9 protein-coding genes are annotated in these 14,939 nt (G+C 53.4%); 5 read left to right on the forward strand and 4 right to left on the reverse strand.

All coding sequences use genetic code 11. The features are described 5' to 3' along the window. Nucleotides 1-47 precede the first annotated feature (47 nt). Nucleotides 48-899 (forward strand): late competence protein ComER, encoded by an 852-nt coding sequence (comER, locus tag QU597_RS21800; protein WP_310829797.1) that lies wholly within the window; start codon nt 48-50, stop codon nt 897-899. 112 nt (nt 900-1,011) lie between these two features. Here the strand turns inward: comER and leuS are convergent, their stop codons facing one another. Together leuS and QU597_RS21810 are read right to left on the reverse strand one after the other, a co-directional pair. Next, nucleotides 1,012-3,462 carry a leucine--tRNA ligase gene (leuS, locus tag QU597_RS21805; RefSeq protein ID WP_310829798.1) on the reverse strand — a complete coding sequence of 817 codons (2,451 nt, stop codon included), beginning with the start codon at nt 3,460-3,462 and terminating at the stop codon, nt 1,012-1,014. Between the two features lie 500 nt (nt 3,463-3,962). Further along, nucleotides 3,963-5,030: an AI-2E family transporter gene (locus tag QU597_RS21810; protein ID WP_310829799.1), complete on the reverse strand. Its 1,068-nt coding sequence runs from the start codon at nt 5,028-5,030 to the stop codon at nt 3,963-3,965. 199 nt (nt 5,031-5,229) lie between these two features. Here QU597_RS21810 and bglS (QU597_RS21815) point away from each other — a divergent pair, with 199 nt between their 5' ends. Next, entirely contained in the window at nt 5,230-5,952 is a 723-nt protein-coding gene (bglS, locus tag QU597_RS21815) for a beta-glucanase (protein ID WP_310829800.1), read from the forward strand. Nucleotides 5,953-6,176: 224 nt separating this feature from the next. Further along, nucleotides 6,177-6,863: a beta-glucanase gene (bglS, locus tag QU597_RS21820; protein ID WP_310833382.1), complete on the forward strand. Its 687-nt coding sequence runs from the start codon at nt 6,177-6,179 to the stop codon at nt 6,861-6,863. A gap of 65 nt (nt 6,864-6,928) precedes the next feature. On the opposite strand, the gene QU597_RS21825 is transcribed toward bglS (QU597_RS21820), so the two are convergent. Continuing rightward, complete coding sequence (locus tag QU597_RS21825; RefSeq protein WP_310829801.1) at nt 6,929-8,509, reverse strand: extracellular solute-binding protein; 1,581 nt, start codon at nt 8,507-8,509, stop codon at nt 6,929-6,931. Between the two features lie 116 nt (nt 8,510-8,625). Between QU597_RS21825 and QU597_RS21830 the strand changes: the two genes are divergently transcribed. Beyond that, the gene (locus QU597_RS21830; protein ID WP_310829802.1) at nt 8,626-10,371 is read left to right on the forward strand and encodes a sensor histidine kinase; all 1,746 of its coding nucleotides are present in this window, start codon (nt 8,626-8,628) and stop codon (nt 10,369-10,371) included. Then, complete coding sequence (locus QU597_RS21835) at nt 10,349-11,956, forward strand: response regulator (protein WP_310829803.1); 1,608 nt, start codon at nt 10,349-10,351, stop codon at nt 11,954-11,956. Before QU597_RS21830 ends, QU597_RS21835 begins: the two co-directional genes overlap by 23 nt. A gap of 5 nt (nt 11,957-11,961) precedes the next feature. On the opposite strand, the gene QU597_RS21840 is transcribed toward QU597_RS21835, so the two are convergent. Then, nucleotides 11,962-14,931: a GH36-type glycosyl hydrolase domain-containing protein gene (locus QU597_RS21840; RefSeq protein WP_310829804.1), complete on the reverse strand. Its 2,970-nt coding sequence runs from the start codon at nt 14,929-14,931 to the stop codon at nt 11,962-11,964. Between the last annotated feature and the right edge of the window lie 8 nt (nt 14,932-14,939).

Raw genomic sequence — 14,939 nt, forward strand, 5'->3', positions numbered from 1 at the left:
GAGTATTCCTGTAAGCCCAGCAACATAAGAAAGGAGGTAACCACAGGATGAAAGTGGGATTTATCGGAACAGGCAGCATGGGCGGTCTGCTCATTGAGACCTTTCTTAGTTCGGGAGCACTTGATCCATGTGATGTGCTGGCCAGTAACCGCAGCCCGGGCAAGCTGCTGGAGCTCAAGAAGCTTCACCCCGGTATTACGGTTTGCGCAAACAACAGCGAAACCGCGTCAGGAAGCGATATTGTCTTTTTATGTGTCAAACCTCTGCAGTTCAAAACACTAAGTGATGAAATTGCTCCTTGTCTGCGCAGCGAGCAAATAGTGGTATCCATTACAAGTCCTGTCCAGCTCTACCATCTGGAATCCGTTCTGCCTTCCAAAGTTGCCAAGATTATTCCCAGCATCACTCATTCCGTCAAGAGCGGGACTTCTCTTTGCATCTTCGGCAGCAGGTTAAATAAAAAAGACAGACTGATGCTGCTCCAGCTATTATCATTTATTGGCATCCCTGCGGAAATCCCTGAGAGTCATACCCGGATTGCCTCTGATTTCTCCAGCTGCGGTCCGGCGTTCCTCAGCTATTTTCTGGAACGGTGGATTGAAGCGGCTGTAGAAGCGACCGGCATCGACGAGGCACTGGTCAGCCGGCTGGCCGGTGAAATGCTGCTTGGTACAGGCAAGCTGCTGACGGAAGGGGGGTTCACTCCCCAGGAGCTGCAGGAACGGGTTGCCGTCCGCGGAGGAATTACGGCGGAGGCACTGAACCACCTGCGTTCCAGCCTGGAAGGCGTATTCGAACGGCTGATCACCACAACTCACGACAAATACAATGAGGATCTGCACAGGCTGGATGCTCTCTTTGGCCAGAGCGGGATCATTCAAGGTCCATTGGACCGCTAGTCGACTCTTGTAAGGAAAGCCATTTCCAGTTCCTGCGTCCGTTCATATGGCAAGAAACAAAAACCCGCAGCACGGAATCATCCGTAGCTGCGGGTAGAGTTGCGTTCTTCGCTTAACCCACTACAATATTTACAAGCTTGCCGGGAACCGCAATGATTTTACGTACGGTTTTGCCCTCTACAGCTGCTTTCACATTCGGCAGTGCCAGTGCGTGATCCTGCATTTCCTGCTGGCCCATATCCGCAGCTACCAGTGCACGCTGTACGATCTTGCCGTTCACCTGTACGACGATTTCAACCTCAGCATCCACCGTCCAGGCTTCTTCATAAGCCGGCCAAGGGACATAGCTGATGCTTCCTTCGTGGCCGAGCAGCTGCCACAGCTCTTCGGCAATATGCGGCGCCAGCGGCGACAGCATCTGTACGAAGTGCTCTGCCGCTTCCTTGGACAGGCTCTCCTGCTTGTAGGCATCGTTGATGAAAATCATCAGCTGGCTGATCGCTGTATTGAAGCGCAGGTGTTCGAAATCATCACCCACCTTTTTCAGCGTCTTGTGCCAGGTGCGTTTGAACTCATCAGTACCGCCGCCCGCCGTAATTTTTGCGCTGAGGCTGCCGTCTTCGTTCACGAACAGGCGCCATACACGGGAGAGGAAGCGGTGGATGCCTTCCACGCCTTTTTCATTCCACGGCTTGGTGGCTTCCAGCGGCCCCATGAACATTTCATAGACACGCAGGGTATCTGCCCCGTAGGCTTCCACAATCTCATCCGGGTTGATGACATTGCCGCGCGATTTACTCATCTTCTCATTGTTGTTCCCCAGGATCATGCCCTGGTTCACCAGCTTGTGGAACGGTTCCTTCGTATCCACTACACCGATATCGTACAGCACTTTGTGCCAGAAGCGGGCATACAGTAAGTGAAGCACCGCATGCTCAGCTCCGCCGATGTACAGGTCAACCGGCAGCCATTCCTTTTGCTTCTCCGGTGAACACAGCTCTTTGTCGTTACGCGGATCGATATAACGCAGGTAGTACCAGCAGCTGCCGGCCCATTGCGGCATGGTGTTGGTCTCGCGGCGGGCTTTCATGCCGGTCTCCGGATCAACCGTCTCTACCCACTCGGTAACGTTGGCCAGCGGGGATTCGCCGGTACCCGAAGGCTTAATCGCATCTACATCCGGCAGCATCAGGGGCAGCTGATCTACTGGAACAGTCTTCATCGTGCCGTCTTCCAGATGCAGAATCGGAATCGGCTCACCCCAGTAGCGCTGGCGGCTGAACAGCCAGTCGCGCAGGCGGTAGGTTACTTTGCCTTTACCGCTGCCCTTTTCTTCCAGCCAGGCGATCATCTTCGCGATAGCCTCTTTATTCTCCAGACCATTCAGGAAGTCAGAGTTCACATGCGGGCCGTCGCCAGAGTAGGCTTCTTCCTCCACGTTGCCGCCCTGTACGACTTCGATGATGTTCAGGCCGAACTGCTTGGCGAACTCCCAGTCACGGGTATCATGTCCCGGAACAGCCATGATCGCTCCGGTACCGTAACCGGCCAGTACATAATCGGCAATCCAGATCGGCACTTTAGCGCCGTTTACCGGATTAACCGCATAAGCGCCGGTGAATACGCCGCTTTTCTCCTTGGCGAGGTCTGTACGTTCCAGATCACTCTTGCGGGCTGCTTTGTCGCGGTAGTCTGCAACCGCAGCAGCCTGGGCTTCGGTTGTAATGATATCGACCAGTTTATGCTCAGGTGCCAGCACACAATAGCTTGCTCCGAACAACGTATCCGGACGGGTAGTGAATACTTCCAGACTCGCCTCATGGCCGTCAATGGCAAAGTTCACTTCCGCACCGGTGGATTTGCCGATCCAGTTGCGCTGCATATCCTTGATGCTTTCTTCCCAGTCCAGCTCATCCAGATCCTCAAGCAGACGTTCAGCATACTCCGTAATTCTCAGAATCCATTGGCGCATGGGTCTGCGGACGACAGGATGGCCGCCGCGCTCGCTTTTGCCGTCAATAACCTCTTCATTAGCCAGTACGGTTCCCAGCGCTTCACACCAGTTGACCGATACCTCTGCCACATAAGCCAATCCGCGGTTGTACAGCTGGATGAAAATCCACTGTGTCCATTTATAATATTCCGGATCCGTTGTGCTGATCTCGCGGTCCCAGTCATACGAGAAGCCCAGTGATTTGATCTGGCGGCGGAAGTTGTCGATATTTTTGAACGTAATATCGCGCGGATGCTGTCCCGTGTCCATCGCATACTGCTCTGCCGGAAGACCGAAAGCATCCCAGCCCATCGGATGAAGCACATTGTAGCCGCGCATCCGTTTGTAGCGGGAGATGATATCTGTCGCCGTATACCCTTCCGGATGGCCTACATGCAGCCCTGCGCCAGAAGGATACGGAAACATATCCAGCGCGTAAAATTTCGGTTTGTCCTGGCTCTCGCCGGTCTTGAAGGTTTTGTTCTCATCCCAGAATTTCTGCCATTTCGGCTCGATGGTCTGGGCGCGGTAGCCAGCCCCGGCTGCCGTACTTGTCTGATTCTCGCTCATCTAATTCTCCTCCTTGGAGTAATGCTGCTTGTAAGTGAAAACGGCTTCGCCGTCTTTGAAGGACGGCATCCGTTTTCGCGAGAAATATAAGGGTGATTTATAGCTTAAAATCTATAAATTCTTATATTCGCAAAAAAACCTCCCATCCCTAGCGTATTTACGCTAGGGACGAGAGGTTTGAATTCCCGTGGTACCACCCTAGTTAGCGGCTGGACATGCTCTGCCTGCCACTCACTTTGACACCCTTTATCGGGGGTGAGGCGACGACGGTTCACACGCCGGACGCTGTAAAAATGTTTTACAGGCACCTGCGGTTTGCGCCGTTACTCCGAGGTGAGTTCATCCGCTTCGTTAACCGGCTTGCACCTGTACACCGGCTCTCTGAACTAACGTCCAGCGAATTAATACTCCTCTTCATCGATAGGTATTTGAAATGCTAATCGTAATATTACACAATATTATATACAACTTTGTCGTCTATAGTCAATGTTTTTGCCAGCTCATACAGGCTTACGCCGGATATAATACGTAAAGATATGCTGTATGACGACTTTTCCGGCTGCAAAGATCGGCACCGCGAGGATTAAGCCGATCATTCCTGCAACCTCCCCGCCGACCAGCAGGGCAAAAATGATCATCAGCGGATGAAGATGCAGTCTGCGGCCCACCACCTGGGGAGAGATGACATTGCTCTCCAGCATCTGGCACAGCATATTCACGACCGCCACCAGCAGCACAAGCCGCAGCGAGACCGTAGTCGCCATCACAATCGCAGGAGCCGCCCCGAGAAACGGGCCCATATAAGGAACGATATTGAACACTGCCACCACGCAGGCAAACAATAGGGCGTACGGCATACCAATAATCGCGTAACCGATATAGGCCAGCACTCCGATGATGAGGCAGACCAGAAACTGGCCGCGGATATAATTGCCGAGCGCATCATCAATATCCTTCAGCAGCTTCACCATCGACTTGCGGCGGGAGCGGGGCAGACAGGAAACCACCGTCCGTTCAAATACATCGAAGTCCTTCAATATATAGAAAACAAGAAACGGCACGATAAAGGCGTTGAACAGCAAGCCTATCGTTGTTCCGATATTATCGAGAAAATGGGAGATCCCCTCTGCAAGCCGGTTCTCCAATTGAAAAAACCAGTTATTCATTCCTGTTTCTACACCCGGCGGAATCAGCCTGGTATTCATCTTCCGCATTAAGCCCTGCGCATGCAGCGTCATTTCCGGCAAATGCTCATTCAGCTCCTCCAGCTGTTCGATGAACATCGGGATCAGGTTAATGGCTATAACGGCAAGCGTGGTCAGGAATACAGTATAGATGAGCAGCACCGCCACACCCCGCGGCATTTTCCGCCCGGCCAGCATACTGACTACCGGATTCAGTACGTAGGAAATGATCATCGCAGCCAGAAAGGGCGCCAGAATCGCTTTTAAAAAAACGAATATCCCATGCAGCATCGGACGGAGCAGCCAGACAAAATATAAAATGATCAGGGCGAGCAGCACACCGATCATCCAGCGGAACCATTTGCTTTGCGACCATTGCTCCACATTATCCCTCCTGATCGTATTCAGCCTAAGACAGACATACGATATCAGTATGTGTGGGAGGAAAGCAAAATACTCTTGTTGCCTAACAAATAATTGTTTTTTGTTATACAGGTTCGAAAGTTGGTATGGTGAACGGAATCGGCCTTGGCTAAAATACATATTGTAAAACGCTTACATTTTGAGGAGGGGTGCAATTATTATGAAAAGGCTAAAAAAATTTTGCGGTGCAGGTCTGACTTTGCTGCTTGCCGGACTGCTGGCGGGGGCTCCGTCCGTTTCGGCAGCCACCGTCTTTTATGAACCTCTGACCTACTTCAATTCGGCAACCTGGCAAAAAGCCGACGGCTATTCCAATGGCGGTATGTTTAACTGTACCTGGCGCGCCAACAATATCTCGTTTACCAGCGGAGGACAGCTTCGTTTAGCACTGACCAGCTCCAGCTACAATAAGTTTGACGGGGCAGAATACCGTTCTACAAACAAGTATGGCTACGGCAAATATGAGGTCAGCATGATGCCGGCCAAAAACAGCGGAATCGTCTCCTCCTTCTTCACGTATACCGGTCCTTCCGACGGAACACCATGGGATGAGATTGATATCGAATTCCTTGGCAAGGATACGACTAAAGTACAGTTCAATTATTACACTAATGGCGTTGGCGGACATGAAAAGGTTGTCGATCTGGGCTTTGATGCTTCACAGGGTTATCATACGTATGCCTTCGATTGGCAGGCAGGGTCGATTAAATGGTACGTGGATGGAGTGCTTAAGCATACGGCCACCAGCAATATTCCCTCCCATGCCGGTAAAATCATGATGAACCTCTGGAACGGTACAGGCGTCGATTCCTGGCTCGGATCATATAACGGGGCTAATCCGCTGTATGCCTATTACGATTGGTTGAAATATACAGGCAACTAATAGCGAACAAAAGGACCCCGGGGCTGCACAGGGGTCCTTTTGCATCTGTTCAAAACCGTTATCTTCAGAATTTGTTATCCGGATTGACACATTGGTATGGCGGCTGCAGCCGTCATTCAGTACGATATTAGCAAGAAAACATCACAGGAGGAACAGGTTTGATACGCAGCAGGTTAATCCAAACATTCGCAGCGGTTGCAGCTCTCTCGGCCGCTGTATGGGGAATATGGGCTTTCACTTCAGCATCCGGCTCAGAAGCCGGGAGCGTCAAAGACAATTTCACCACATTCAACACGGAGTTCTGGAAGAAAACGGATGGCTATTCTAATGGAGATATGTTCAACTGCACCTGGCGCGAGGACAACGTTTCTTTCGCCGGGAATGGCCTCATGACCCTGTCGCTCACCAGCCCGTCTCCGGGAGAGTACGACGGTGCAGAGTACCGTTCGCTGGACAAGTACAGCTATGGCCGGTATGAAATCCGGATGAAGCCGGCGGCCCATCCAGGTGTGGTGTCCTCTTTCTTCACTTATACCGGCCCCTCGGAAGGCGAGCCTTGGGACGAAATCGACATTGAATTTTTGGGCAAAAATACACGGCAGGTCCAGCTTAATTACTTCACTGACGGAACAGGGGGGCACGAGCAGGTGATTGACCTCGGCTTTGACGCCTCACAGGAATTCCACTGGTACGCCTTCGACTGGAAGAGGGATTCCATTACCTGGTACATCGACGGCCGGCCCGTTCACACAGCCACCGAGAACATCCCCTCCACCCCGGGCCGCATGATGATGAACCTCTGGAACGGAACCGGTGTGGACTCCTGGCTGGAGCCGTTTGACGGCAAGGTCCCGCTCCACGCTTACTATGACCAGTTCCGCTATATTCCGGATCAAGCGTCGGGCGAGTAAAAATTCCCGGCGCCATTCCGACAAGAAACCGCCTTAATCAAGGCGGTTTCTTGTCCCTGCGGCAATTAGTGGCGGCTGCGGTCCCAGGCATTGACCTCTGAGGTTTCGGTTAATCCCCCGTAGGCTCTCCATTTGCCGACAAATTCGTCAAATTCCCCGATGCCGCTGTCCGCAAAGATGATTTTTTGATAGCTTTTTTGTTCCAGCTTTTTCAGTAGCTCCCCGGCGCTCTTCATCGTCACGGTTGGCGGTCCAGTGAACTGCTCCTTACGGGAAGCCTCCTTCTGGCCGAGCAGCACGGGAGCTATGTCCTCCGGAATTTCCTTGATGACCTTGGAAGGAATTCTCGCTCCATCGAAGGTCAGCGTGTAAGAAGCGACCCGGATGCCGCCCATCGGCAGAGCAGAAGGCATAATGGTCGGACTGCCGTCGACGATGGTCCAATCATATCCCTCTGCAAGACCATTGACGAATTCGCCGGTCGAGGTAGCGTATGAATCAAACAAATAATTCTGATAGGTAAAGAAGATTTCAGGATGCTTCATCTTCTTGTTAATCAGAATAGCACCGTTGACAGGCAAGGTGCCTCTTCTCATGGCGGTGCCGTCCGGTCCGGAAGGTATGGCGACAGCCTGGACGCGTGCCTGCGGGTCTGTATCGGTCAGGAAGGATAAGGGCCACCCGCGCATCCAGTACGGACCGGCAATGATGCCGGCCTTGCCCGAAACGAACAGATTGGCGGCGCCTTCTTCATCCAGCCATGCACTGTCGGTGGACAAGTATCCTTGCCCCACCCAATGCTTCATGAGTGCGACAGCCTTCCGGGCGCCTGGCAGCACGGACCCGTATTCCAGTGTTCCGTCGCTCCGGCGGTTCCATTGCTCAGGAACCGTGCCGAACGCGCCAAAAATCCAGCTGCTGTCGCCCATCCAGGTATTGGCACCATTCCTGAAGCCGACTGCGAGGCCGTAAGTATCCTTAAGACCGTTGCCGTCCGGGTCCCGGTTAACAAAGGCATCCATGACCCGTTCCAGTTCGTCCAGAGTCCGCGGGGCTGCCAGATTCAGCTTGTCCAGCCAATCCTGGCGGATCCAGAGCAGCGGATCGGAGTTATATTCATAGTCCATGATTGGAATTGCATACTTGTGTCCGTCCCGCACGAAGGGATCCCACGCCGAGGGGTCCTCGGCCACGGCCTTCTTCCACACCGCGGAAGCATATTTTTCAAATAAACTGCCTATTTCCATGAACTGCCCGGAATCAATCAGTTCCTGGATGATATCGGCATCCCTTGTCGTTACAACATCGGGCATATTGCCTTTGGCCAGTTCAAGCCTCAGCTTGTTGGCATAGGTCTCGGAGGTGCCGGAGATGGTCCATAGATAACGGATGCGGATACCCAGCCGTTCCTCAGCCCATGTCGTATGCACGTTATGTTCCAGGCTTTCGCCCTTCTTAAAGGTCAGATTGGGGTTGACGGAGCCTACTGTATACAGATCTACAGAAGGAATATATCTGCCTTCACTGACTTCGAAATGAGGCGTTAAGCTCTCCTGGGAAGCTTCCGGGAGACTTTCGCCGGTGCTCTGGAAGCCGCAACCCGACAACGTCAGGAGCAGTATGAATAGCGATACACGGATTTTCATGGAACACCTGCTTTTCGTAAAATACTGGGGAGTTGAACCGATTGTATCACAATCGTCTTCAGCATCGTGTGATACACTGCTTTTAATAGATTGAAGTCTTTGTAAAGGATGATCTTATGACCCGGCGGCCGAACCTATTCATTAAAATGCTTGCCATTCTTCTCTCTCTCATTTCGGTTACGCTCTTATTCTACGGTTTGTCATACCGAAAGGATATCGGCGTCATTACCAATCAGATTAAGACGACCGACTTGAATCATCTGGAGTTCCTGACCCAACAGCTGGACAACAATATCAACCAATTAGCAGGCAGCATGTATGCGCTGCAGAGAGATCCGACCGTCCGCGACTATGAGCAGATCCGGCAACTGGGCCATCTCATTGATCCTGCCCAGACCATTATGACCGTGCTGGAGAAGCTTTCCCTTCAGACCAGCTCCAGTACATGGGAGAACCGGATTGTCCTGTACAAGCCGCTGAGCGGCGAGACCCTTGGCTCGGATTCTTCTCTTTCCTTTGATTTCTCCGTACTGAAGAAGCCTTTGCCTGCGGGCTGGGAGTATATCCCGGAGGACAAGGGCAGTGCTGAAGCGGGCTTCCGCCTGCTGCTGTCGGATCCTATCGAGAGAAGAAATGTGCCCAGCGAGGCGGGACTCCTGTTGTCGATGTATTTTCCTGTATCCAATATTGAACGGTTGTTCGATGCCTACCAGTCGCAAAACAAGGGCGACACTTTCCTGTTTAATCCATCTTTCGGGGTGATTCTTTCCCGCAATACCGACCCTGAAATGGCGAAGCAGATCGTTGCAACGCTGACTTCTTCGACCGGTCAAGGAACATCAGAAATCTTTAGCCTTAAGGGAGGCAGCTTCCTTGTCAGTTCAGTCCCATCCTCTGCCATCAATTGGCAGGTAGTGCATTATTCGCCGCTGAAGCAGATTCTTCAGCCGATCCGGAGCAGCCGCTATTCCTTCCTGACAGGATCGGCCATCCTTTTGGTCATGAGCCTGCTGTTCTCGCTGCAGCTCTACCGCCAAGTTCAGCGTCCGGTAAGCCTCTTGCTGCGCTCCCTTAACAGAATGAAGGAAGGACGCTGGTCTACCCGTATTCATGCCAAGACTAATCCTGAGTTCACGATGCTCAACGAAGAGTTTAACGAGATGGCAGAAAAGATTCAATCGCTAATTGAGCAGGTCTATCTGGAACAGATCCGGGCCAAGGACGCTCACTTGAAGCAGCTTCAATCACAGATCAATCCGCACTTTCTATACAATTGCCTGTTCTTCATCAAGAGCAAGGCCGTTGTCGGCGATACGGATTCGGTGGAGGCGATGGCGCTTAATCTTGGCGAGTATTACCGCTACATCACCAAAGTCGACCATTCCCTCACAACGCTTCAAGATGAACTGAAGCTGCTGGAGAATTACCTGGAAATTCAGAATTTGCGGAAACAGCGCATCCATTATGAGATGGATATTGCCGATGATTTGCTTGGTCTGCAAATCCCCCGGCTGCTGATTCAACCCTTAGTCGAGAACAGTATCATCCATGGCATTGAGAAAAAAATCGGCCAGGGCTTCATCCGGATCACCGCCAGCCAAACGCCTGAAGCAGTCACAGTCACCGTTGAGGACAACGGAGCCGGTATGACCGAGGAGGAGATTGCCTCTCTGTATGCCAGAATATCCGAATCGCGGCGGGAGGACGGAGGCTGCGGACTATGGAATATCCAGCAGCGTCTTAAGTCTCATTATGATGATTCTTCCGGCCTTCTGATCGCCTCTTCACCTGACGGCGGTCTAAAAATCACACTCCGTATGGAGAAGAAAGAGGAAAACGATGCACCAAATTCTGCTGGTTGATGATGAACCCTATGTTGTTGATGATTTATCCATCTCGCTTCCTTGGGCGGAAATGGGGTTCGAACAGGTTCACAAAGCCTACTCCGGGTACGAAGCGCTGGAGCTGCTTCAGCGCTATCCTATCGACATTGTAGTCACTGACATCAATATGCCGGAAATCTCGGGCATTGAACTGATCGCGTCCATCCGCAGCCGCTGGAAGCATATCCGGGTTGTCATGCTGACCGGTTATGCCGAATTTGAATATGCCCGTAAGGCGATAGAAGAGCAGGCCAGCGCCTACCTACTTAAGCCAATTGCAAATAACCAGCTAATCGACGTCATCGTTAAGCTCCAGGAGGAGCTCCGTACAGAATGGGAAACATGGTCCTCCTATCAGCGGACGATGCAGACCTTCCGCGAGCATCTTCCTCTCCTGCGGGACCGCCTGCTTAGTGAGCTGCTCCAGGGACGGAAGCTGTCCGGACAGCAGCTGCAAGAGCGGCTGGCCCAGTTCGATCTGCCGCTGCGGACCGACCTGCAGGTATGCCTCGCAGTCGTCAGACCGGAGGAATTCTTCCGCCAGCAGGACATGCGCAGCATGCTGCTGTTCGAATACGCGATCATCAATATCGCACAGGAGCTGTTCCAAGACCATTTCCACATCTGGTCGTGCAAGGATGTGCATGATTATCTCATATTTTTGCTGCAGCCCAGGGATGACATTGAACCCGGCGGTAATCCGGGGTATGATGTCGCGCAGGCAGCCTATCAGTTGCAGAACCATGTCAGCACGCTGATTGGAGGCGGCCTCTCCGTTGTAACCACAGGCTGGGGAGAATTCCCTGACCAGGTCTATTCGCTCTATCAATCCGCCATTACGGCCATCCGCCAGCATATCGGCAGCGAAACAGGTATTTATCTGGATGTAACGGACACCAGCGGTTCCCAGCCTGTAGAGATTCTCCAGCCGCTCTATGAGCCTCCGCTGCTCTTTCATATGTTCGAAGCAAACAACTGGCAGGGTATCGAAGACAAGCTCAATGCCATTACTTCGGAGCTGGTCCGGAATCCCGACCGCTCACTGGAGCACATTCATGAAGCCCGCCTGCATCTGGAGACGGCATTCTATTATTTCGCCCACAAGAACAACAAAATGCTGAGTGAGATTGTAGGCAATCCGCTGCTGGAGCAAGCTCCCTTCCAGACGCCGGACAAGCTGCGGGAATGGGCGCTTGAGGTCATCGTTCTGCTGAGAGAGCATTTTGAATCGGAACGCCTGAATAGCCGGACTGTCCTGATTCAGAACGTTCATGAATATATCAACAACAATCTGCATTACGTCTCGCTCCAGGCCATCGCCGATCATGTCCAGATGCACCCGGTGTACTTGTCCAAAATGTACAAGCTGGAGACAGGCAAGCGAATCAGCGACTATATCAGCCAGATAAAGATGGAAAAAGCGGCGTATCTGCTGATCCATACGCCGCTGAAAATTTATGAAGTTTCCGCTGAGCTAGGTTACTCCAACGCTCATTATTTCATTAAGCTCTTCAAGGAATACGCCGGCATGACCCCGCAAGAGTTCCGCGACCGGGCGTTATAACGATCTTAGCCTTCAAATCGCAGTTCCACCTCATGGGAGAGGCCATCATCCGCCGTCGGCACAAGACCTTCCTCAAGCGCCCGGCCATCCAGCGACAGGCAGGCTGTTCCGTCTTGTATCCGGCGGAAGCCCTCCGGCTTGCTGATCGTAATCCGGTATGAGGAGCCGCCGAGCTTCAGGGTGTAGGCGAAGTCGGTCTGCTCTTCCCGCAGGATCGGATTAAGCTTAATGCCTTGCGCCGTATATTCAATACCCAGCGCTTCCATCAGCGAGAGGGTGAGCCAGGTCGATGTACCGCTTAGCATCGGACCGACGTTCTCACCCGTCTCGCTGTTGTTGTATTGGGTGCAGAATCGCGGATTCCCGCAGATAGCGAACGGATCTTCCATCGTCTTAAACGGCATGATCCGGTCCAGCAGCCAGTAGCCAAAGCGGCCCAACTCGGCAGCAAGCTTCGCATCTGATACTTCCTTGGCTCCCTTGAACATGGCTGCAGCGGCCATCATGCAGGCATGCTTGAACACGCCGCCGTTCTCCCGGTCACCCGGAAAGTATTCGTCCGAAGCCGTGTGAGAGGACACCCGTCCCAGTGCCACAGGTGAAACCAGCTTCAGCCCAAATGGGGTCATCAGATGTTCCTTCATTGTGTCCAGCATCACAGTGATCTGCGCTTCATCCGCACAGCCGGACAAGATGCTCCAGCTGAAGGAGTTCAGGAAGTAAGAACCGTCACTTGCCGGATCTGAAGACAGACCATCCCCGGCGGCTCCCAAATAGGTGTATTCGCCGTTCTCATACCGGTTGAACAGCACGCGCGCGAAGAAGTTATCCTTCCAGGCATGATATTGAATACGTCCCCGCAGCTCTGCCCCGAAGCGGTCCAGCTCCGCGGCATAGTCCTGCTCTCCCTTCCGCGCAGCCAGTACGGACAATTCATCCACCGCTACCTTCAGCAGGAAAGCATTCATGACGCTCTCGGAATAATCGCTATTCAGCGGATCGCCGAAGACTCCGCCTGCTTGTAGCTGCTTCCGATAGCGTTCTTCCTTGGCCGGGCCGTTGAGATACGTATCGTCGAGCTTCAGGCAATCGTTCCAGTCTGCGAAATCCAGCAACGGAAGACCGTGGCGGCCGACTGAAATCCGCCCTGAATATACAATGATCGCCTTCAAAGTCTCGAATACCGGGCGGCTGGTATCTTGCCCCGCCACCGGGCAGGACTCGTCCAGGAATTTCAGATCTCCTGTGAGCATTACATAGCGGTAGACCGCTTGAACAAGCCATAGTGCGTCGTCGGACCATTTGCCCGGCTCCTTGCCGATCCAGAAGAAATTGTGATAAGCATAGCCCAGCTCGAACACCATACCGGTCCATTCTTTCAGCAGACTCTTCACCAGGCTGCTTCTTCCCATACCGACGAAATAATACATCGAGGCGTACAAATCCTGGATTTCGCGGAAACCAATTTCCCGGTACCCCTTCTGTGTCTGGCAAAAGGAACGGGAGACAAACGTCTGGTAGAGCACCTGAAACGGCAGGTTGCGGTTGACAAACACATCAAAATCCCCGTCACCGGAGGATACCTGCAGGAACTTGCCATACTCCCGCACGAAGCCGGACGATTCCGCCAGCGCCGATTCCGCAGCGCTGCGGTCGGAGAAACGGGCAACCAAGGCCCCCACCTCGTCCGCCAGTACCGTGTCGTTCCAAGGCGCACCGCTCTTGTCGGAGACAAGTCCGGTCAACTGGTCGACAGTTACCGCGCTGCCGGCTGTTATATGAACCTCACCGGCTACAGCGAAGAAGCCCGGTCCCTTGCGGTGCAGAATGCTGCTCAGTTTGAGCGCACCGGCCGGCCGGTGCAGCGAGCCTGTACCGACGAACTCATTGTAGCTGACACAATATTCGCGCGGCAGCACCGGTCCTTCGGCGCCGTGAACGATCATCGTGTGGAAGCGCAGGTCGTGACGTCCGCCTTCCGGATAATAATCGGGACTGATGGCCGCCACTGCTCCCGAGGAATCCTGAAGCACGCCGCCCTGCATGATGACATTGCTGTACAGCACATCCTCGAACAGTGCACCCGGAGCAGCGGAACCGAACATTCCGGTGTAGACAAGCCGGAGACGGCGGCCGCCTTCTCCGTGATTCACAATCTCTATCCGCTGCATTTCGGTAGCCAGAGGCAGACCTTCGGAGTGGGGCAGGATAAAGATCGTGCGTATAATTTCCAATCTGCAATGCGTACGGTAGGTGATTACGGTTGAATTCTGGGAATGCCGGCAGACCGCCGATTCAATCCCTTCATCTCCGGGGTCTGCGGAGTAGAAGATCTGCTTCCCGTTTTCGAACAAATAAAACTGCCGGTTGGCCGGGAAGCCGTTCTCTTCCTGACGCATATCCCAACGGGTAGCCAGCACCTGGGTTGCCGCGTGGGAGCGGAAGCTCCCGCCGCCGAACCGGTCTACAACACTCTTCGGTGTAGTCTGGAGCGGATGGGAGAACTGCAGACGGTTGCCCAGCAGCAGATTGACCGCGAAATGCGGACCCGGCACGGGTGAGCGCAAATCAATGATATGCTCTCCCTCCGTGTTAAGCGACCCGGCCCAGCCGGGTGCGGCTTGCAGTTGCGCCAGCGCTTCCCTTGCGGTGGTCTCCGGTATTTCAGCGCTCTCTTCCTCCCTTCCGGCGTGCCGGATATACAACGACAGTCCCGCGCCATCACCGGTTATTGTGAATAGCGCCGATGCGCCGGCATCAGCCGGCAGCAGCGCAGCCAAGGCGGGCAGCTTGAGCAGCTCCTGAATGGCAGGCACCCGAATCGGCAAACCGGCTATGCCCACAGCCCCCCGGCGTTCCGAATCGGTGAAGAGGGCACTAACGTGCGCGCCAGCTCCTATCCGGTCAGCGAACGCCTGCCTGAGGATGTCTTCGGCCGAAGCCGCTGCTTCTCTTGCGGTAGTAAGTTTTAGCATGATTGCTC

It is taken from the genome of Paenibacillus pedocola (assembly GCF_031599675.1).
GTDB classification, from domain to species: domain Bacteria; phylum Bacillota; class Bacilli; order Paenibacillales; family Paenibacillaceae; genus Paenibacillus_AQ; species Paenibacillus_AQ pedocola.